At 62.2% G+C, this 14,628-nt stretch carries 13 protein-coding genes; 4 read left to right on the top strand and 9 right to left on the bottom strand.

The genetic code is table 11. From position 1 onward, the window contains the following. Positions 1-62 precede the first annotated feature (62 nt). Both B0G83_RS18775 and B0G83_RS18780 read right to left on the bottom strand, forming a co-directional pair. Positions 63-824 carry an SDR family oxidoreductase gene (locus B0G83_RS18775; RefSeq protein ID WP_105508869.1) on the bottom strand — a complete coding sequence of 254 codons (762 nt, stop codon included), beginning with the start codon at positions 822-824 and terminating at the stop codon, positions 63-65. Next, positions 821-1,669, bottom strand: coding sequence for a DMT family transporter (locus B0G83_RS18780; RefSeq protein WP_105508870.1), 849 nt, complete (start codon positions 1,667-1,669; stop codon positions 821-823). Before B0G83_RS18780 ends, B0G83_RS18775 begins: the two co-directional genes overlap by 4 nt. A 116-nt stretch (positions 1,670-1,785) precedes the next feature. Between B0G83_RS18780 and gcvA the strand changes: the two genes are divergently transcribed. The 4 genes from gcvA to B0G83_RS18800 all read left to right on the top strand — a co-directional run bounded on the left by gcvA (position 1,786) and on the right by B0G83_RS18800 (position 4,864). Continuing rightward, positions 1,786-2,745, top strand: a complete 960-nt coding sequence (gene gcvA, locus B0G83_RS18785) for a transcriptional regulator GcvA (RefSeq protein WP_105508871.1) — start codon at positions 1,786-1,788, stop codon at positions 2,743-2,745. Between the two features lie 78 nt (positions 2,746-2,823). Next, positions 2,824-3,336: a RidA family protein gene (locus tag B0G83_RS18790; RefSeq protein WP_258167954.1), complete on the top strand. Its 513-nt coding sequence runs from the start codon at positions 2,824-2,826 to the stop codon at positions 3,334-3,336. A 119-nt stretch (positions 3,337-3,455) separates the two neighbouring features. After that, the gene (locus B0G83_RS18795) at positions 3,456-3,932 is read left to right on the top strand and encodes a VOC family protein (RefSeq protein WP_105508872.1); all 477 of its coding nucleotides are present in this window, start codon (positions 3,456-3,458) and stop codon (positions 3,930-3,932) included. A 206-nt stretch (positions 3,933-4,138) separates the two neighbouring features. Further along, entirely contained in the window at positions 4,139-4,864 is a 726-nt protein-coding gene (locus tag B0G83_RS18800) for a DeoR/GlpR family DNA-binding transcription regulator (protein WP_105508873.1), read from the top strand. 35 nt (positions 4,865-4,899) lie between these two features. On the opposite strand, the gene B0G83_RS18805 is transcribed toward B0G83_RS18800, so the two are convergent. From B0G83_RS18805 to deoC, 7 genes are all read right to left on the bottom strand, one after another. Next, positions 4,900-5,958: an ABC transporter permease gene (locus tag B0G83_RS18805; RefSeq protein WP_105508874.1), complete on the bottom strand. Its 1,059-nt coding sequence runs from the start codon at positions 5,956-5,958 to the stop codon at positions 4,900-4,902. A 31-nt stretch (positions 5,959-5,989) separates the two neighbouring features. After that, on the bottom strand, positions 5,990-7,543 hold the full coding sequence (locus tag B0G83_RS18810) for a sugar ABC transporter ATP-binding protein (protein ID WP_105508875.1): 1,554 nt from the start codon (positions 7,541-7,543) through the stop codon (positions 5,990-5,992). Between the two features lie 93 nt (positions 7,544-7,636). After that, the gene (locus tag B0G83_RS18815; RefSeq protein ID WP_105508877.1) at positions 7,637-8,641 is read right to left on the bottom strand and encodes an autoinducer 2 ABC transporter substrate-binding protein; all 1,005 of its coding nucleotides are present in this window, start codon (positions 8,639-8,641) and stop codon (positions 7,637-7,639) included. 106 nt (positions 8,642-8,747) lie between these two features. After that, complete coding sequence (locus B0G83_RS18820; protein ID WP_105508956.1) at positions 8,748-9,815, bottom strand: ABC transporter permease; 1,068 nt, start codon at positions 9,813-9,815, stop codon at positions 8,748-8,750. Between the two features lie 59 nt (positions 9,816-9,874). Beyond that, positions 9,875-10,843: a ribokinase gene (gene rbsK, locus B0G83_RS18825; RefSeq protein ID WP_105508878.1), complete on the bottom strand. Its 969-nt coding sequence runs from the start codon at positions 10,841-10,843 to the stop codon at positions 9,875-9,877. Positions 10,844-11,025: 182 nt separating this feature from the next. Next, positions 11,026-13,413 (bottom strand): aldehyde dehydrogenase family protein, encoded by a 2,388-nt coding sequence (locus tag B0G83_RS18830; protein ID WP_105508880.1) that lies wholly within the window; start codon positions 13,411-13,413, stop codon positions 11,026-11,028. Positions 13,414-13,429: 16 nt separating this feature from the next. Continuing rightward, on the bottom strand, positions 13,430-14,440 hold the full coding sequence (gene deoC / locus B0G83_RS18835) for a deoxyribose-phosphate aldolase (protein WP_105508881.1): 1,011 nt from the start codon (positions 14,438-14,440) through the stop codon (positions 13,430-13,432). Positions 14,441-14,628: the final 188 nt, after the last annotated feature.

The raw sequence follows: 14,628 nt of genomic DNA on the forward strand, positions 1-14,628 counted from the left end.
AGCTCTGATGCCTGACGCGGTGCATGTATAGAAGCTCCAGGCGTCGCACCGTGTCGCTCGCTTCATTTGCCGCCGGTGACATCGAGGAACGTACCGGTGACAAACGAAGCCTCGGCGCTCGCCAGCCATAGAATCGCCTGCGCAACCTCTTCGGGTTGACCGCCACGTCCCATGGGGATCGAGTCCTTGACGCGATCTACCCGTCCCGGCTCTCCGCCGCTAGCATGCATGTCGGTGTAAATGTGTCCGGGGCGAATACAGTTAACGCGGATTCCGTCTCGCGCGACTTCTTTGGCGAAACCGATGGTGAATGTCTCAAGCGCACCCTTCGACGCGGCATAGTCGACATACTCGTTTGGACTACCGAGTCGGGCCGATGCCGACGAGACGTTGATCACTACGCCGCCTCGACCATTGTGACGACGCGACATCCGCTTCGTCGCCTGCTGTGCACAGAGAATCGGGCCGATCGAATTGACCGCGAAAATACGCTGCATCCGCGCTAATTCGAGGTCCTCCAGCCGCGACTGCGGTGCAATGATCGCGGCGTTATTCACCAACACATCGATCCGGCCGAATTTCCGGTCGATCGCGGCGAATAGCTGAACGACCTGCTCCGGATCTGCACTATCCGCACGCATGGCTAAGGCGCGCCGCCCGGCGGCTTCCACATCAGCCGCGACAGCAAGGGCGGCCGATTCGCTGGAGACGAAGCTTATCGCCACATCGTAGCCCCGCGCGGCAGCGAGTCGCGCAGTCGCCGCGCCTACGCCACGAGCGCCACCGGTTATGAGAATCAACGGGGACTGCGAAACAACATTCATTGGAACCCCAGACACACCGCCCCAGCCGCGACGACCACACACGCGAGCCAGCGCTTTGCGCTGACCGTCTCCCGCAAAAACATCCGGCCGATCAGCACCGCGAAGACCACGCTGGTTTCGCGCAATGCCGATACCGCGCCCATCGCACCCGAATCCAGCGCCCAGATCACGATGCCGTACGCCGCGATGGAAACTACGCCACCCACCAGCGACGAACTCACCGACCAAGGCTCCGCCCTCATTGGCGCCCACAACGCCGCTAGTCCTCGCATCGCGACGAACAGTACCGGCATCAGCCAATAGAACAGAAACATCCACGCGGTGTACGCGAGTGTCTGGCCGTCGGACAGACGCACGCCGATGCCGTCGATCACGGTATAAACGGCAATTGTCGCGCCGGTGGTCAATGCGGCCAGCACACCGGCGCGCGACACGCGACTCCCGTCCAGCGCGATCGCCATGATGCCGCCCGAAATCATCACGATCCCCAACACGTGCAAAGGCCCGATCGTTTCGTGCGCGAATAGCGCCGCACCTAGCGAGACGAGCAACGGCGATGAACCACGCGCGATCGGATACGCCTGCCCCAGATCGTTACGGCGGTACGAGCGCACGAGCGTGATGTTGTAAAGGGTATGCACGAGCCCCGATGCAATGATGTACGGCCACGCCGCGCTGGCCGGCCGCGGTGTAATGAACACCACCGCGAGCGTGGCGACCGTCGCGATCGCAATACTCATCCACGTCATCGAGAGAAAGCGGTCGCGATTGCCGTGCAGCATCGCGTTCCAGCTCGCGTGGAGCAAGGCGGCAAAGAGGACGAAGCCGCCGGTATAACTCAGCATGCGAATTCCAAGCCAGAAAAGAAGGGATAGATTGAGGCCAGTAAATAGAATATCTATCTTGCGATACGCGAACAACCCAGATAAATTCGCAGTTCACGTTAGATAAACTACTGCGAATGAAACGGCTATTGCCTCCGCTCAATGCTCTGCGCGCTTTCGAAGCCGCGGGTCGGCTCGGCAGCTTCAAGGAGGCCGCCGCCGAATTGCACGTCACGCAAGGCGCGGTGAGCCAGCAGGTGCGTCTGCTCGAGGAATGGCTTGGTGCATCGCTGTTTGAACGGCACAACCGGCGCGTGGCATTGACTCCGGCGGCCGTGGCCTACCTGGCGGAAATCGGCCCGCTACTCGAACGCATCGCGCAAGCAAGCGCGAAATATGGTCTGCCTCAACCAGTCTCGCGAACACTCTCCGTGAACGCGCCTGCCACATTCACGTTGCGTTGGCTCGTGCCGAGACTGGCGACATTTCGCGCCGCGCATCCCGATGTGGACGTCAAGGTAGAAACGTCGAATGAGCCGGTGGAAAGCTTGCCGGGGAGCGATGAAGTCATCATCCGTGGCGGTCCGGACACGTTCTACGGCTATTCGATGCGGCCATTCCTGGCCGAAGAGCGGATCCCGGTCTGCAGTCCGGCGCTGTTGCAGCGCCTGCCGCTGCAAACACCTGAAGACATTCGGCAGCACACGTTGCTGCATACGTCGAGCCTGCCGCGTCTCTGGCCGGACTGGCTGGCGAGGGCGAACATTGCCGCACTCACGCCGGCTGCGGCGCTGACCTTCGACCACTTCTATCTGACGTTGCAAGCCGCGGTCGACGGAATCGGCATCGCGATGGGGCCGACCGCGCTGATCGCCGACGATCTCGCCGCCGGTCGACTTGTCATGCCTTTCGCGGGCCCTCGCCTGGCGTCGCGCAGCTATTGCACGTACGTGCCGGATGAGAAGTCCGCCGATGAACTGGTGACGCTGTTTCGCACATGGCTCGAATACGAGGGTGCGGATTCACGCGTCTGGGCCTCCGCAAACGCCGGAGTCGGATCTCGTGGCCGGCGCGCTGGCACTTCCGGGAAAACATAGGCATGGTGCCGGCAGACTGTCACGTCACGCCCACCGTGGCCGGCACCGGCAACCGCTCTCTCATCATTGCATTGCCCGATGAACATTGTGTCGCCGAAGTGCGTTCAGATTGTCCGGCGAACCGCAATCCGAAACACCGCACCTCACCGCTTCAACCTCGCACCGGAAAAACCCATGACAGACCGCGAATTGATCATCCCGCCGACGATGCAAAACATCGTCGACCGTGCAGGCTATGTCCCCGCCGTGAAAGTCGGCGCGACGGTTTTCTGCGCCGGCCAGGTCGGCCGTACTGCAGATCTCGACGTCATCGCCGATCCCGAGGCGCAATTCCTGGCCTGCTGGGAAAACCTGCGCGTAGTACTACAAGCGGCCGGCTGTACGTTCGACGACGTTGTCGACATGACGACGTACCACGTACAAATGAGCACCCATATGCCCGTATTCCGCGAGGTCAAGAATCGCGTGTTTCCGCGAGGCACTTATGCATGGACCGCCATCGGCGTGTCCGAACTCGCCCGCGCGGGCTTGCTGGTCGAGATAAAGTGCGTCGCGATCAAGCGAGACGCGGCGAGACTCGACTTTCCGTAAATCAGGAACTCGACACACGGGATCGTGTCAGCAAAAGAGCCAACTGTCTCGAACAATGTGGACCTTTGGCACCTGCTTCGAAACCAGTCGATAGTGCGAGTTTCTACAAGGAGAGTGCAATGGCCGAGCTAGTAACATGCCTGTGGTTCGATCAAGGCAAAGCACGTGAGGCGGCGGAATTTTATGCCGCGACCTTCCCGGATAGTCATGTCAGTGCAGGCCATCCATCCCCGATACCGGGCGTGGGCCAGGGCGCGGATCTGACGGTCGAGTTCACCGTGCTCGGGCGGCGCTTCGTGGGGCTGAACGGCGGCCCCCACTACAAGCCGAACGAGGCAATCAGTTTCATGGTCGAGACAGAGACCCAGGAAGAAACCGACCGCTATTGGAACGCCGTTGTCGGCAACGGTGGCGCGGAAGCGCCTTGCGGATGGTGCAAGGACCGCTGGGGCTTTTCGTGGCAGATCACGCCCAGGCGTTTGCTCGAACTCGTCACCGGGTCCGATCGCGAAGCCGGCAAACGCGCGATGGAAGCCATGATGACCATGAAAAAAATCGACATTGCCGCGATAGAACGCGCAGCAGCAACGAAATAAACGTCACGTCGTTTTACCGAACCGTCATTGCCAATCGGCCCATTTCCGCCCGGTCGGCAATGACGGTTTATTCATTCAAAATCGCGTGGCATTTGACCGCCGGCAATCTGCTAATCACCCTCGCCGCGACCCACACACCTTGTTATAATTCTCTCATCAAACCGTACAAAACATAACTATCTTCCACATCGCGCGACAGGACCTCCATGCTGAAACCCTATCGCCTCCGCGCCCTCGCCGAAGCGCTGGCCAAGCAGAATGTGATGCGCTTGCGCGACGCAGCAAGCCTGCTAAACGTTTCGGAAATGACTGTCCGCCGCGATATTGCCGGCAGTCCCGAACGGTTCACCTATCTCGGCGGTTACATCGTCAGCGCGACCGACGTGCCGAATAACGCCGGTTACTCGCTCGAAGAAGAGAAAGATCATTTCGCGCAGGCCAAAGCAGAAGCATCCGCCGTGGCGGCGGGTCTTATTGGCGACAACGAAACGCTGTTTATCGATTGCGGAACGACGCTCACCACGTTGGCGCGGCTGATTCCCGTTGAACGCCACGTGACCGTGGTGTGTTATTCGCTAAACGTCGCGGAGATTTTGCGGCGCAAGCCGAATGTGCGCATGATTCTGCTAGGTGGCGTCTACATTCCTTCTTCGGATTCATTCGCAGGCGAAGAAAGCCTGGAAATGCTGCGCCGCATGGGTATCAACAAGGCGTTCATTTCAGCGGGCGGCGTGGACACCGCGCGCGGCGTCACCTGCTGGAATTTCCATGAAGTCGCACTCAAACAGGCCGCAATGGCGAGCGCCGTGGAAAGTCATCTGGTGGTGGACAAGAGCAAGTTCGGCGTCGTCAAGGCCGTGCGTTTCTCGCAGGTCGACGACTTCGATTCAATCATCACCGAAGCCGGTCAAACGCCGCGCAAACGTAAATAAGCCGTTTGCCACGCGGCGTTCAAACCCCGCCGCATTCAGTTCTTGCGCTGAAACGCGAACAGCGTGCCGGCGATCAGAATGAACGCGCCGATAATCACCTTCTGCCACGTACTCGGCACCCCCACCAGAATCAGCACGTTGTTGATCAAGGTCACGAGCACCACGCCGAGCAGCGTGCCCGCCACCGTCCCCGTGCCGCCGGTAATGCGCGCGCCGCCCAGAATCACCGCGGCGATCACGTCGAGTTCCGAACCCACCAGGTCGAATGGATTCGCGAGCCGGTTGTTCGATACGTGCAGAATGCCCGCAATGCCGGCCAGCATGCCGGTATAGCCGAACACGAACAGATGGATTGCGCGCAGGTTGTAGCCGAGCCGCTCGGCAATCGCGAGACTGCCGCCCATCGCGTAGACGCCGCGCCCCATCATCGTCCGGTTCAGCAGCCACCACGTCAGCAGTGCAGCCGCCACCAGCGCCACCACCGAAACCGGCAACACCGCGCGCAAGCCATCCGCCGTTTGATAAAACATCAGCGGAATGCGGCCAAAGCGATCCATGCTGTGCGGAATGTTCATGAAGAACGACGTGCCGATGAAAGTCAGCAACAGCCCGCGATACAGGTACTGCGTGCCGATCGTGACGATCAGCGAGGGCGCTTTCAACCGATGCACCAGCAAACCGTTGATCACGCCCAGCATGACACCGCCAATCGCGCCGGTAATCAGGATCAGCGCAAACGGCGCATCGGGCCACCAGGCGAATACCGCCTTCGTGATGCCGTACATGGTCAGCGCCGCAATGGCGGTGAACGACACGTCGATCCCGCCGGACGCGAGCACGACCAGCGTGCCTAGTGCGAACAGCGATGTCGTGGTAGCCGAATGCAGCAGATCGAACAGCGTGGCCAGTTGAAAGAAGCGCGGATTGATTGCGCCGACAATCACGCACGTCACCACGATCAGCCCGACGGTGAACCACTCGGGATTGCGCGCAAGTTTGGCCCGCAAGCTCGGCGGCTTGACCTCCGGTGCGACTTCGACGACGGTCGGTGTGGTCATGGTCTGGTTCATGCGCGAATGGATGCGCGAGTTCATGAGTAGGACGTCCTTTCTGCAGCGTGTGTGCTTAAGCAGCAGCTTCCGACAGCAACGCGTGGTACAGGTCCGCTTCGCTCAACGTGTCGGCCTGATATTCGTTCGCCACGCGGCCCTTCTTCATCATCAGGATGCGGTCGCAGTTCTGCAGCAGTTCGGGCAAGTCGTCGCTGATCAGAATAATGCCGATCCCGCGTTGCGACAAACGCTGCATGATGCGATAGATGATGTCTTTTGAACCGACGTCGACACCAACGGTCGGCCCATGCAGAATCAGCACGCGCGGATCGATGGCGAGCCAGCGGCCGATCAGCACGCGCTGCTGATTGCCGCCCGACAGCGACTGCACGGGCTTATCGACTCCGGGGGTCGCGATCTGCAGATCCTTCACCGTCTGTTCCGAGAGGGCCATCGCACGCGTTCGGTCGATCTGGCCAAAGCGGTCGCGCAAACTGGAGATCATCGCGGTAATCACGTTGTCGCGAATCGGCTTGTCGAGGAATAGCCCTTCATTCAGGCGATCTTCCGGCACATAGCCGATGCGATGATTTTTCGCGTCCGAAGGCGTGCGTAACGTAATGCTCTTTCCGTCGAGCACCACTTGCCCCGTTTGCGCCGGCGCCACGCCCGCGAGTGCGCGCGCGAGTTCGTTGCGGCCGGAATCGAGCAGACCGGTGACGCCCAGAATTTCACCGGCGTGCAGCGCGAACGAGACGTCGCTGAACTGGCCGCTACGCGCAAGACCCCGTACCTCCAGCACAACGTCTTGCCCCACCGCACCCTCGCGATAACGCTCGGTGGACAAATGGCGGCCGGTCATCAGCTCACTGATCTGCGCCTTGGTGAATTGCGCGATTTGTCCTTGCGCCATGGTCTGTCCGTCGCGCAGCACGATCACTTCACCGCCTATCGCATAGCACTCGTCGAGCTTGTGGCTCACGAACAGCACCGTCACGTCCTGTGCGCGCAGATTGGCGAGCACCGCGATCAGGTTGTCGACTTCCTTTTGTGTCAGCGACGTGGTCGGCTCGTCCATGATGACGAACTTCGCCTCGCTGGCAATCGCGCGAGCAATCGCCACGAGTTGACGCGTGGCGAGCGGCAGTTGTTCGATCAGCGTCGACTGGAATCCGGCGTCGCCGGGCAGGCCGACCGATTCGAGCGCACGCGCCGCCGTGCGCGCAAGCGCGCGGCGGTCGAACGTGCGGGCGAGTTTGCCCGCGTGCCCGGCCAGCTCGGCGGTCAACGCGACGTTTTCCGCCACGCTCATATTGGGCAGCAGCGAGAGATCCTGATAAACGGTTTCGATGCCGGCCGCGAGCGATTCGAGCGCCGAGAGCCGCGCGTGACGAACGCCTTCGATCACGAGTTCGCCTTCGTCGGGCGGCTGCGCGCCGGAGATGATCTTGATGAGCGTGCTCTTGCCGCAGCCATTTTCACCCAGCAGGTGATAGATCTGACCACGCTCGAACGACAGGCTCACACCGCGCAAAGCATGCACGCCGGTAAAACGTTTGTGTACGCCGATCACCTGCAAAAACGGCTGCGCGGCGTGGGAACGGGCTGAAGTTACGTCTTGATTCATGGTGCGATTCGTCGTGACGTGAAACTGTTGCGGCGTCCCCGCGGGAAATCCCTTGAGGACGCCGTGACCGACCCGGCAAACTGCGCCACGCGATCAGAACGGATACTGCTTGTAGTTCGACTTGTCGACGTTCACCCAGCCCTGACCGCGCACGATAATGCCCTTACCCGGCCCTTTCGCGACGGTGACCTTCGTGTAACCCGGAATGCCGAGATCGGCACCGTTTTCGACCGTCTTGCCATCGATCAACATCTGCGCGATCTTGTTCATCGCAATGCCCGCCAGTTTCGGATCCCAGAACGCAATGCCGTTGATCGCACCGCTTTCGAGGAACTTGCCCGCTTCCGTCGGCAGTCCCGTGCCATACACGCAGATCTTGCCCTGCATGCCGGCTTCCTCGACCGCGCGGCCAATGCCGATCACGTCCAGCGACGACGAACCCTGGAATCCCTTCAGATCCGGATGCTTGCGCAGCACTTCTTTCGCGACTTCATAGGCGCGCTCGCCGTCGTTATTGGTTTCGAGCTTCGGTTCGACCAGATCCATTTTCGGATACTTGGTCTTCGCGTTGCCGATCCCGCCATCGGCCCACTGCACCTGCGAACGGCTGCCGAGCGAGCCGACCAGCACGGCCCATTTGCCCTCGTCGTGCATGCACGAAGCAAGCCGTTCGTTCAGGCCCGCGCCGTACGCGGTGTTGTCGAACGCTTCGATGTCGACCATCGTGTTCTTTTCGTTGTCGGCCTCATGCGTCACCACCTTGATGCCGCGATCCATCGCCTTCTTCAGCGCGGGTTCGAGGGTGGGCGGATCGTAGGGCACCACGGCAATGGCCGTGACCTTCTTCGCGATCAGGTCTTCGATGATCTTGAGCTGCTGTGCCGCATCCGCGCGGCCCGGACCGGTCTGATAGGCGGTCACGCCCGGATTGTCTTTTGCGAATTGCTTGACGCCGTCGTCCATCCGGTTGAACCAGTTGATGCCGGTCACCTTGACGACGGTCACGATCGTCTCATTGGTCGCCGCATGTGCCGCCGCGATCACGCCTACCGCAAGCGCGCCGGCTGTCAACGCGGCGCTCAGTCGAGTCAGTTTCATGCCAAGTCTCCTTTATTCGTTCGATGTCGCCCACTTAATCGCGACGGACAGCCAGGGCTCGTTGTCCGCTGTGTACTGAATCCCTGATCGAGCGCGCCGGCGCTCGCTAACGTTTCTGCGCGGCGCCTGGGGCTGGCGCTGAGCCGGCACTCGCCGCACCCGTCCCGCCGCCACCGAATCCAAAAATCGCCCGCACCCGCTCGCCCCCCGCAAACGCGAGCGACAACAGCAACAGAAAGCCCCATGCGCAATCGCCGAAGAACTGCGATACGCCCATCAGATTGAACAGGCTCGACAGAAATTGCAGCACGGTCGCGGCAAAAAACACGCAGATGATGCGGCCATGACCGCCGGCCGGATTCACGCCGCCCATCACCGCGATCAGAATCGCGATCAGCAGATAGGAGTTGCCGTAGTCCCATTTCGCGCTGGACGTATGCGTCGCGCTGATCAGTCCAGCCAGCGACGCGAGCACGCCGCACATGGCATACGTGGTGATCAGCATGCGCGCGCGCGGAATGCCGGCGTAGAACGCGGCTTTGGGATTGGTGCCCATCAGATAGAGACGCAAGCCGAACGGGCTGCGCCTGAGCAACCAGCCGAGCACGATCACGGCGGCGATAAAGATGCAGAACGCGATCGGTACCTGAAACACCGTACCGTTACCGATATCCGACAGCGGATCGACATAGTCCACATGCACCGAGGCGCCATTGCTGAGCACCACCGCGAAACCCGTGAACAGCAGTTGCGTGCCGAGCGTGCAGAGAATCGGCGTGAGCCTGAGCCGCGCGATCACCACGCCGTTCAGCAGTCCGCCGAGCAAACCCATCACCACCACGATCACGCAGAACAGCGCGGTGTAGAGCGCGGGCGAATCGTCGCCATTGACGAAATGCGGCACGATCAGCGCCGCGACCATGCCGGACAGGTTCGCGAGTCCGACGCCGGACAGATCGATACCGCCGTTGCCCGACACCATCGAGAGCATGATGCCTAGCGCGAGCAGGCCGAGCTCGGGGAGTTGTCCGCCCATCGACTGAAGGTTGTCGATATCGACGAATTGGCCATGCGAGAGCCACGTCGCGAGCAGCACGACAAGCACGTTGACGATCAGCAGAAAATTCAGTTGCCGGTCGCCGAACAGTTTTCCTGCGGTGAACGAGGACTTCATGGTGACGACACTCTCCTCATGCTGCACTAACTTCACGGCCGTAAAAAGCAAGCCCCCGGTCAGGATGCCTGCGACACACTGGCCGACTGATTCAATACGCGATTCACTTCGTCCAGCGTCGGCATGGAAGGCGCCGTGCCCGGACGCGTGACCGAAATACCGGCCAACGCGCAACCGAACCGCAGTGCCGCGATTGGATCGTCGCCCCGCGCCAGCGCCGCGGCAAAACCGCCGGTGAAGCCGTCGCCCGCGCCCGCCGTTTCCACCACGCGGCCACAGTGATAAGCCGGCACGAAGACGGATTGCGTCGCCGAATGCAGCAGCGCGCCGGCCTCGCCGAGCGTCACGATCACCGTGCCGACACCTTTGGCGAGCAGGACGTCGGCGGCACGGCGCGCGTCGTCGGCGTTCGCGATCGGCACGCCGGTCAGCGCGGTGGCTTCGGTTTCGTTCGGGGTGATGTAATCGCACAACGGGAAGATGTCGTCGTCGAGCGGCAACGCGGGCGCGGGATTGAACACGGTGATGACGCCATGACGTCGCGCCACTTCGAGTCCGCGACGCGCGGCCGGGAGCGGCTGCTCCAGCTGCGTGACGAAGACACGCGCGGCGGCGATATCCGCTTCGATCGCGTCGACGTCGGCCGCATTCATCGTGCCGGCCGCGCCGGACGCGACGATAATTGCGTTCATACCGCTCGTGTCGTCGACGAAGATATGTGCCGCACCGGTCGACACGCCGTCGATCACCGACGCGCGCGCCGTGATGCCTTCTTTAGCCCATGTTGCGCGGGCGATTTCACCGAACGCGTCGTTGCCGAGACGCGTGCAGAACACCACGTCGGCACCGGCGCGCGCGGCGGCCACCGCCTGATTCGAGCCCTTGCCGCCCGGCCCCATCGCGAATGCGGAGCCGGCGATCGTTTCACCGATCAACGGCATACGCTCGGCGCGAAACGTCAGGTCGGTGACGTAAATGCCCAGAATCACGACGCGGCCGCGCCGTTCAATCAAATTGTCGTTGCTCATGCGCGCTCCCCTTGCGTGGCTCGTGCTCGGCTCGGGGACACGTATGCGGACACCTGACGTGCGCACGGCACGTCGGCATCGAGTAGCAGTTCCAGATTCTTCAGCACGTTGTCTCCTCCATTTTCTGGTTGGCGTGCGGATCGTTTTTACGCTTGACGAACGCTATTTAACGAGACCGTCCGTCAATCGCCATAAGGTATCCAGATGTTCTTCACCTGCACGGCCTGACGCAGAAACGGCCGGCCTTCGCTCGAACGGTCGTACCAGTCGAACTGGCGGCCATGATCGACAAAGGTCCGTTTCAGATTGCCGACCGATTCACGTTCGACCAACATCGAGTCCGCCGCGCTGCCGAAGCACCAGAGCGCGTCGACATCGTCATGGCGGGCAAGTGCCGGCAACAGTGCGGCACGCTCGCCCGTGACGATATTCAGCACGCCGCCGGGAATGTCCGACGTCTCGGCCACCTGATAGAAATCGGTCACCGCCAGCGGACAGACCACGCTCGGCAACACCACCACACGACTCCCCATTGCGAGCGCTGGCGCCATCAGCGAAACGAAACCGAGCAACGGCGCTTCATCCGGACACGCAATGCCGATCACGCCGAGCGGTTCATGCATTGCCAGCGCGACGCCGCGCAGCGGCGGCGTGTGCACGGCACCGTCGAACTTGTCGGCCCACGCCGCGTAGGTGAAGAGGCGCGTGACCGATGCATCGACTTCGGCACGCGCCGCGGTTTCCGTTGCACCGTTGCGCACCATGAGCTGCCGCACGAATTCGTCCGCGCGAACCGCGAGGTTCTCCGCCAGATAGAACAGCACCTGAGCGCGGTTATGCGCACTTGCCTGCGACCACTTCTGCGCGGCACGCGCCGCTTCGACCGCGTTGCGAATGTCCTTGCGATTGCCCTCGCCCACTTCGCCGACCACGGTTCCATCCGGCGCGTGGACCGGCAACGAATAACCGCTGTCCGGCCGCACCTGCTTGCCGCCGATAAAGAGCTTCGCGGTACGGTCGATCAGTGCGACATTCGAGGTCGGCTCGAAGCGGCCTGCGCCGGCCTCGCGAACCAGCGTCTGACGCTCGCCAAGGTTGAGCCACGCACGCGGTTTCAGATATTCGTAAATGCCCTCACGGCCGCCTTCGCGTCCGTAACCCGACTCGCGATAACCGCCGAAACCGACCGCTGCGTCGAACAGGTTCGTCGCGTTGATCCACACCACCCCGCAAGCGAGGCGCGGCGCGATGTCGAGCGCACGTCCAATCGTTTCGCTCCAGACGCTCGCGGCCAATCCGTAGCGTGAGTTGTTGGCGAGTGCAACGGCTTCGTCGGGCGTGCGAAAGCTCATTGTCACCAGCACCGGCCCGAAGATCTCCTCCTGCGCGAGCGTCGAAGCCGGCGCCACGCCGGTGACCAGCGTCGGCGGATAGAAACAGCCGCTGGCGGGCAGCGACGTGTCGGCCGCTTGCCAGATCGCACAGCCTTCGCGCCGCCCGGCTTCCACCAGCGACTGAATCCGTTCGAGCTGCACCGGATCGACAATCGCACCGATATCGATGCTCTTGTCCAGCGACGTGCCGACGCGCAACGTCTCCATGCGCCGCTTCAGCTTTGCGATGAAGCGCGCTTCGATACCTTCCTGCACGAGCAGCCGCGAGCCCGCGCAACACACCTGGCCCTGGTTGAACCAGATCGCGTCGACCACACCTTCCACGGCGCCGTCCAGATCCGCGTCGTCGAACACGATGAAGGGCGACTTGCCGCCCAGTTCCAGCGTTAGGGATTTGCCCGTGCCTGCGGTGGCCGAACGGATCAGACGGCCCACTTCCGTCGAACCGGTGAAGGCGATCTTGTCGACCTGCGGATGCTCGACGAGCGCCGCGCCGGTGCTGCCGTCGCCGGTGACGACGTTCAGCACGCCCGCCGGCAAACCGGCCTGATGCGCGAGTTCGGCGAACAGCAGCGCCGTCAGCGGGGTGTATTCGGCAGGCTTCAACACGACGCAGTTGCCCGTTGCAATCGCCGGCGCGATCTTCCACGCAAGCATCAACAACGGAAAATTCCACGGCACGATCTGGCCGATGACGCCCAGCGGCGCATAGTCGGCAAACTCGCTGTCCTGCAGTTGCGCCCAGCCCGCGTGATGCAGAAAATGCCGCGCGACCAGCGGCACGTCGATATCGCGTGTTTCGCGGATCGGCTTGCCGTTATCGAGCGCTTCGAGCACGGCGAACAGGCGGCTATGACGCTGCACCATGCGCGACAGCGCATACAGATGCCGCGCGCGCCCCGCGCCGCCCAGCGCGAGCCAGCCCGGCTGCGCGACACGTGCGGCGGCGACGGCCGCGTCGATATCGGCGGCGTCGCCTTGCGCGACTTCGGCGAGCACTTCGCCGCTGGCAGGCGCATGCGAAACGAAGCGCTCGCCGGCCGCGGGCGCATGCCACGCACCGTTGATGAAGTGCCCGAAGCCCGCCTCATGGCGCGCCAGCCAGGCGCGCGCGGCTTGATCGTCCTCGGGTGCGGGACCGTACTCCATCGATGAAAAATACTCGGCTACGCTCATGGGATCGGTCTTCTGTTCAGGCTACGGGGTGACGGTTGAAAGCGGAATAACGGCCGCTCACGTGGTGTTCGAGTTGGCGTTCGATATCGGCAAGCAAGCTCGATGCGCCGATCCGGAACAGCTCCGGCTCGAGCCAGGCACGGCCCAGCTCTTCCTTCATCAGGATCTGATACGCCAGCACGGTCTTCGCATTCGACACACCGCCCGCCGGCTTGAAGCCGATCGGCACGCCGGTGCGCTCCTGGTACTCGCGAATCATCCGCACCATGACGAGCGACACGTCGAGCGTGGCGTTGACGCCTTCCTTACCGGTCGACGTCTTGATGAAATCGGCACCGGCCATCATGCAGACCATCGACGCGCGCGCCACGTTGGAGAGCGTCTTGATGTCGCCGGTCGCGAGGATCGTCTTCAGATGGGCGGGACCGCAGGCCGCGCGGAAGTCGCGCACTTCGTCGTAGAGCGCCTGCCAGTTGCCGGTGAGCACGTATTCGCGTGTCACCACGATGTCGATTTCCATCGCACCGTCCGCGACCGACGCCTCGATCTCCTTCAGCTTCAGCGGATGCGGAATCAGACCGGCCGGAAAACCGGTCGACACGGCCGCCACCGGAATGCCGCTGCCTTGCAACGCATCCACGGCGGCCGCGACGAAGCGGTGATACACGCAGACCGCACCGGTCGTGATGCCTTGCGGCGCGATGCCGAGCGCTTCCAGCAGATCGGCGCGCACCGGCTGACGCGCTTTCGCACAAAGGCGCCGCACGCGGCCCTCGGTGTCGTCGCCATTGAGCGTGGTCAGATCGATGCAGGTCACGGCCTTTAACAACCACGCCGCCTGGGCGTCTTTCTTGACCGTGCGGCGCGTGGCCAGCGTCGCCGTGCGCCGCTCGACCGCGGACTGGTTGACGCGCAAGCCGTCCAGCCACGACGCATCGAACGGCGTGCCGGGATTGCGCACGGAATGAACGAGCGGCCCGCCGCGCAGCGCGACGACAGACGAAGACAACGAAGGAGCTTCAGGCATAAGACATCCGAAAATTTGGCGCAGCGCACAACGGCCGCTGACAATTTGTTCGCACTTATGCTACAACGATTGATAGAATCATAACAAGTGTTACGAGCAAATCTTCACATGAGCGGGTCAGAACGACCGTTTTGATGCGACGAATGTTATTGACGCACCAAAATCATGGTGCGAGCATCACAACTCGG

The organism is Paraburkholderia sp. BL21I4N1 (assembly GCF_002973525.1).
Taxonomy (GTDB): domain Bacteria; phylum Pseudomonadota; class Gammaproteobacteria; order Burkholderiales; family Burkholderiaceae; genus Paraburkholderia.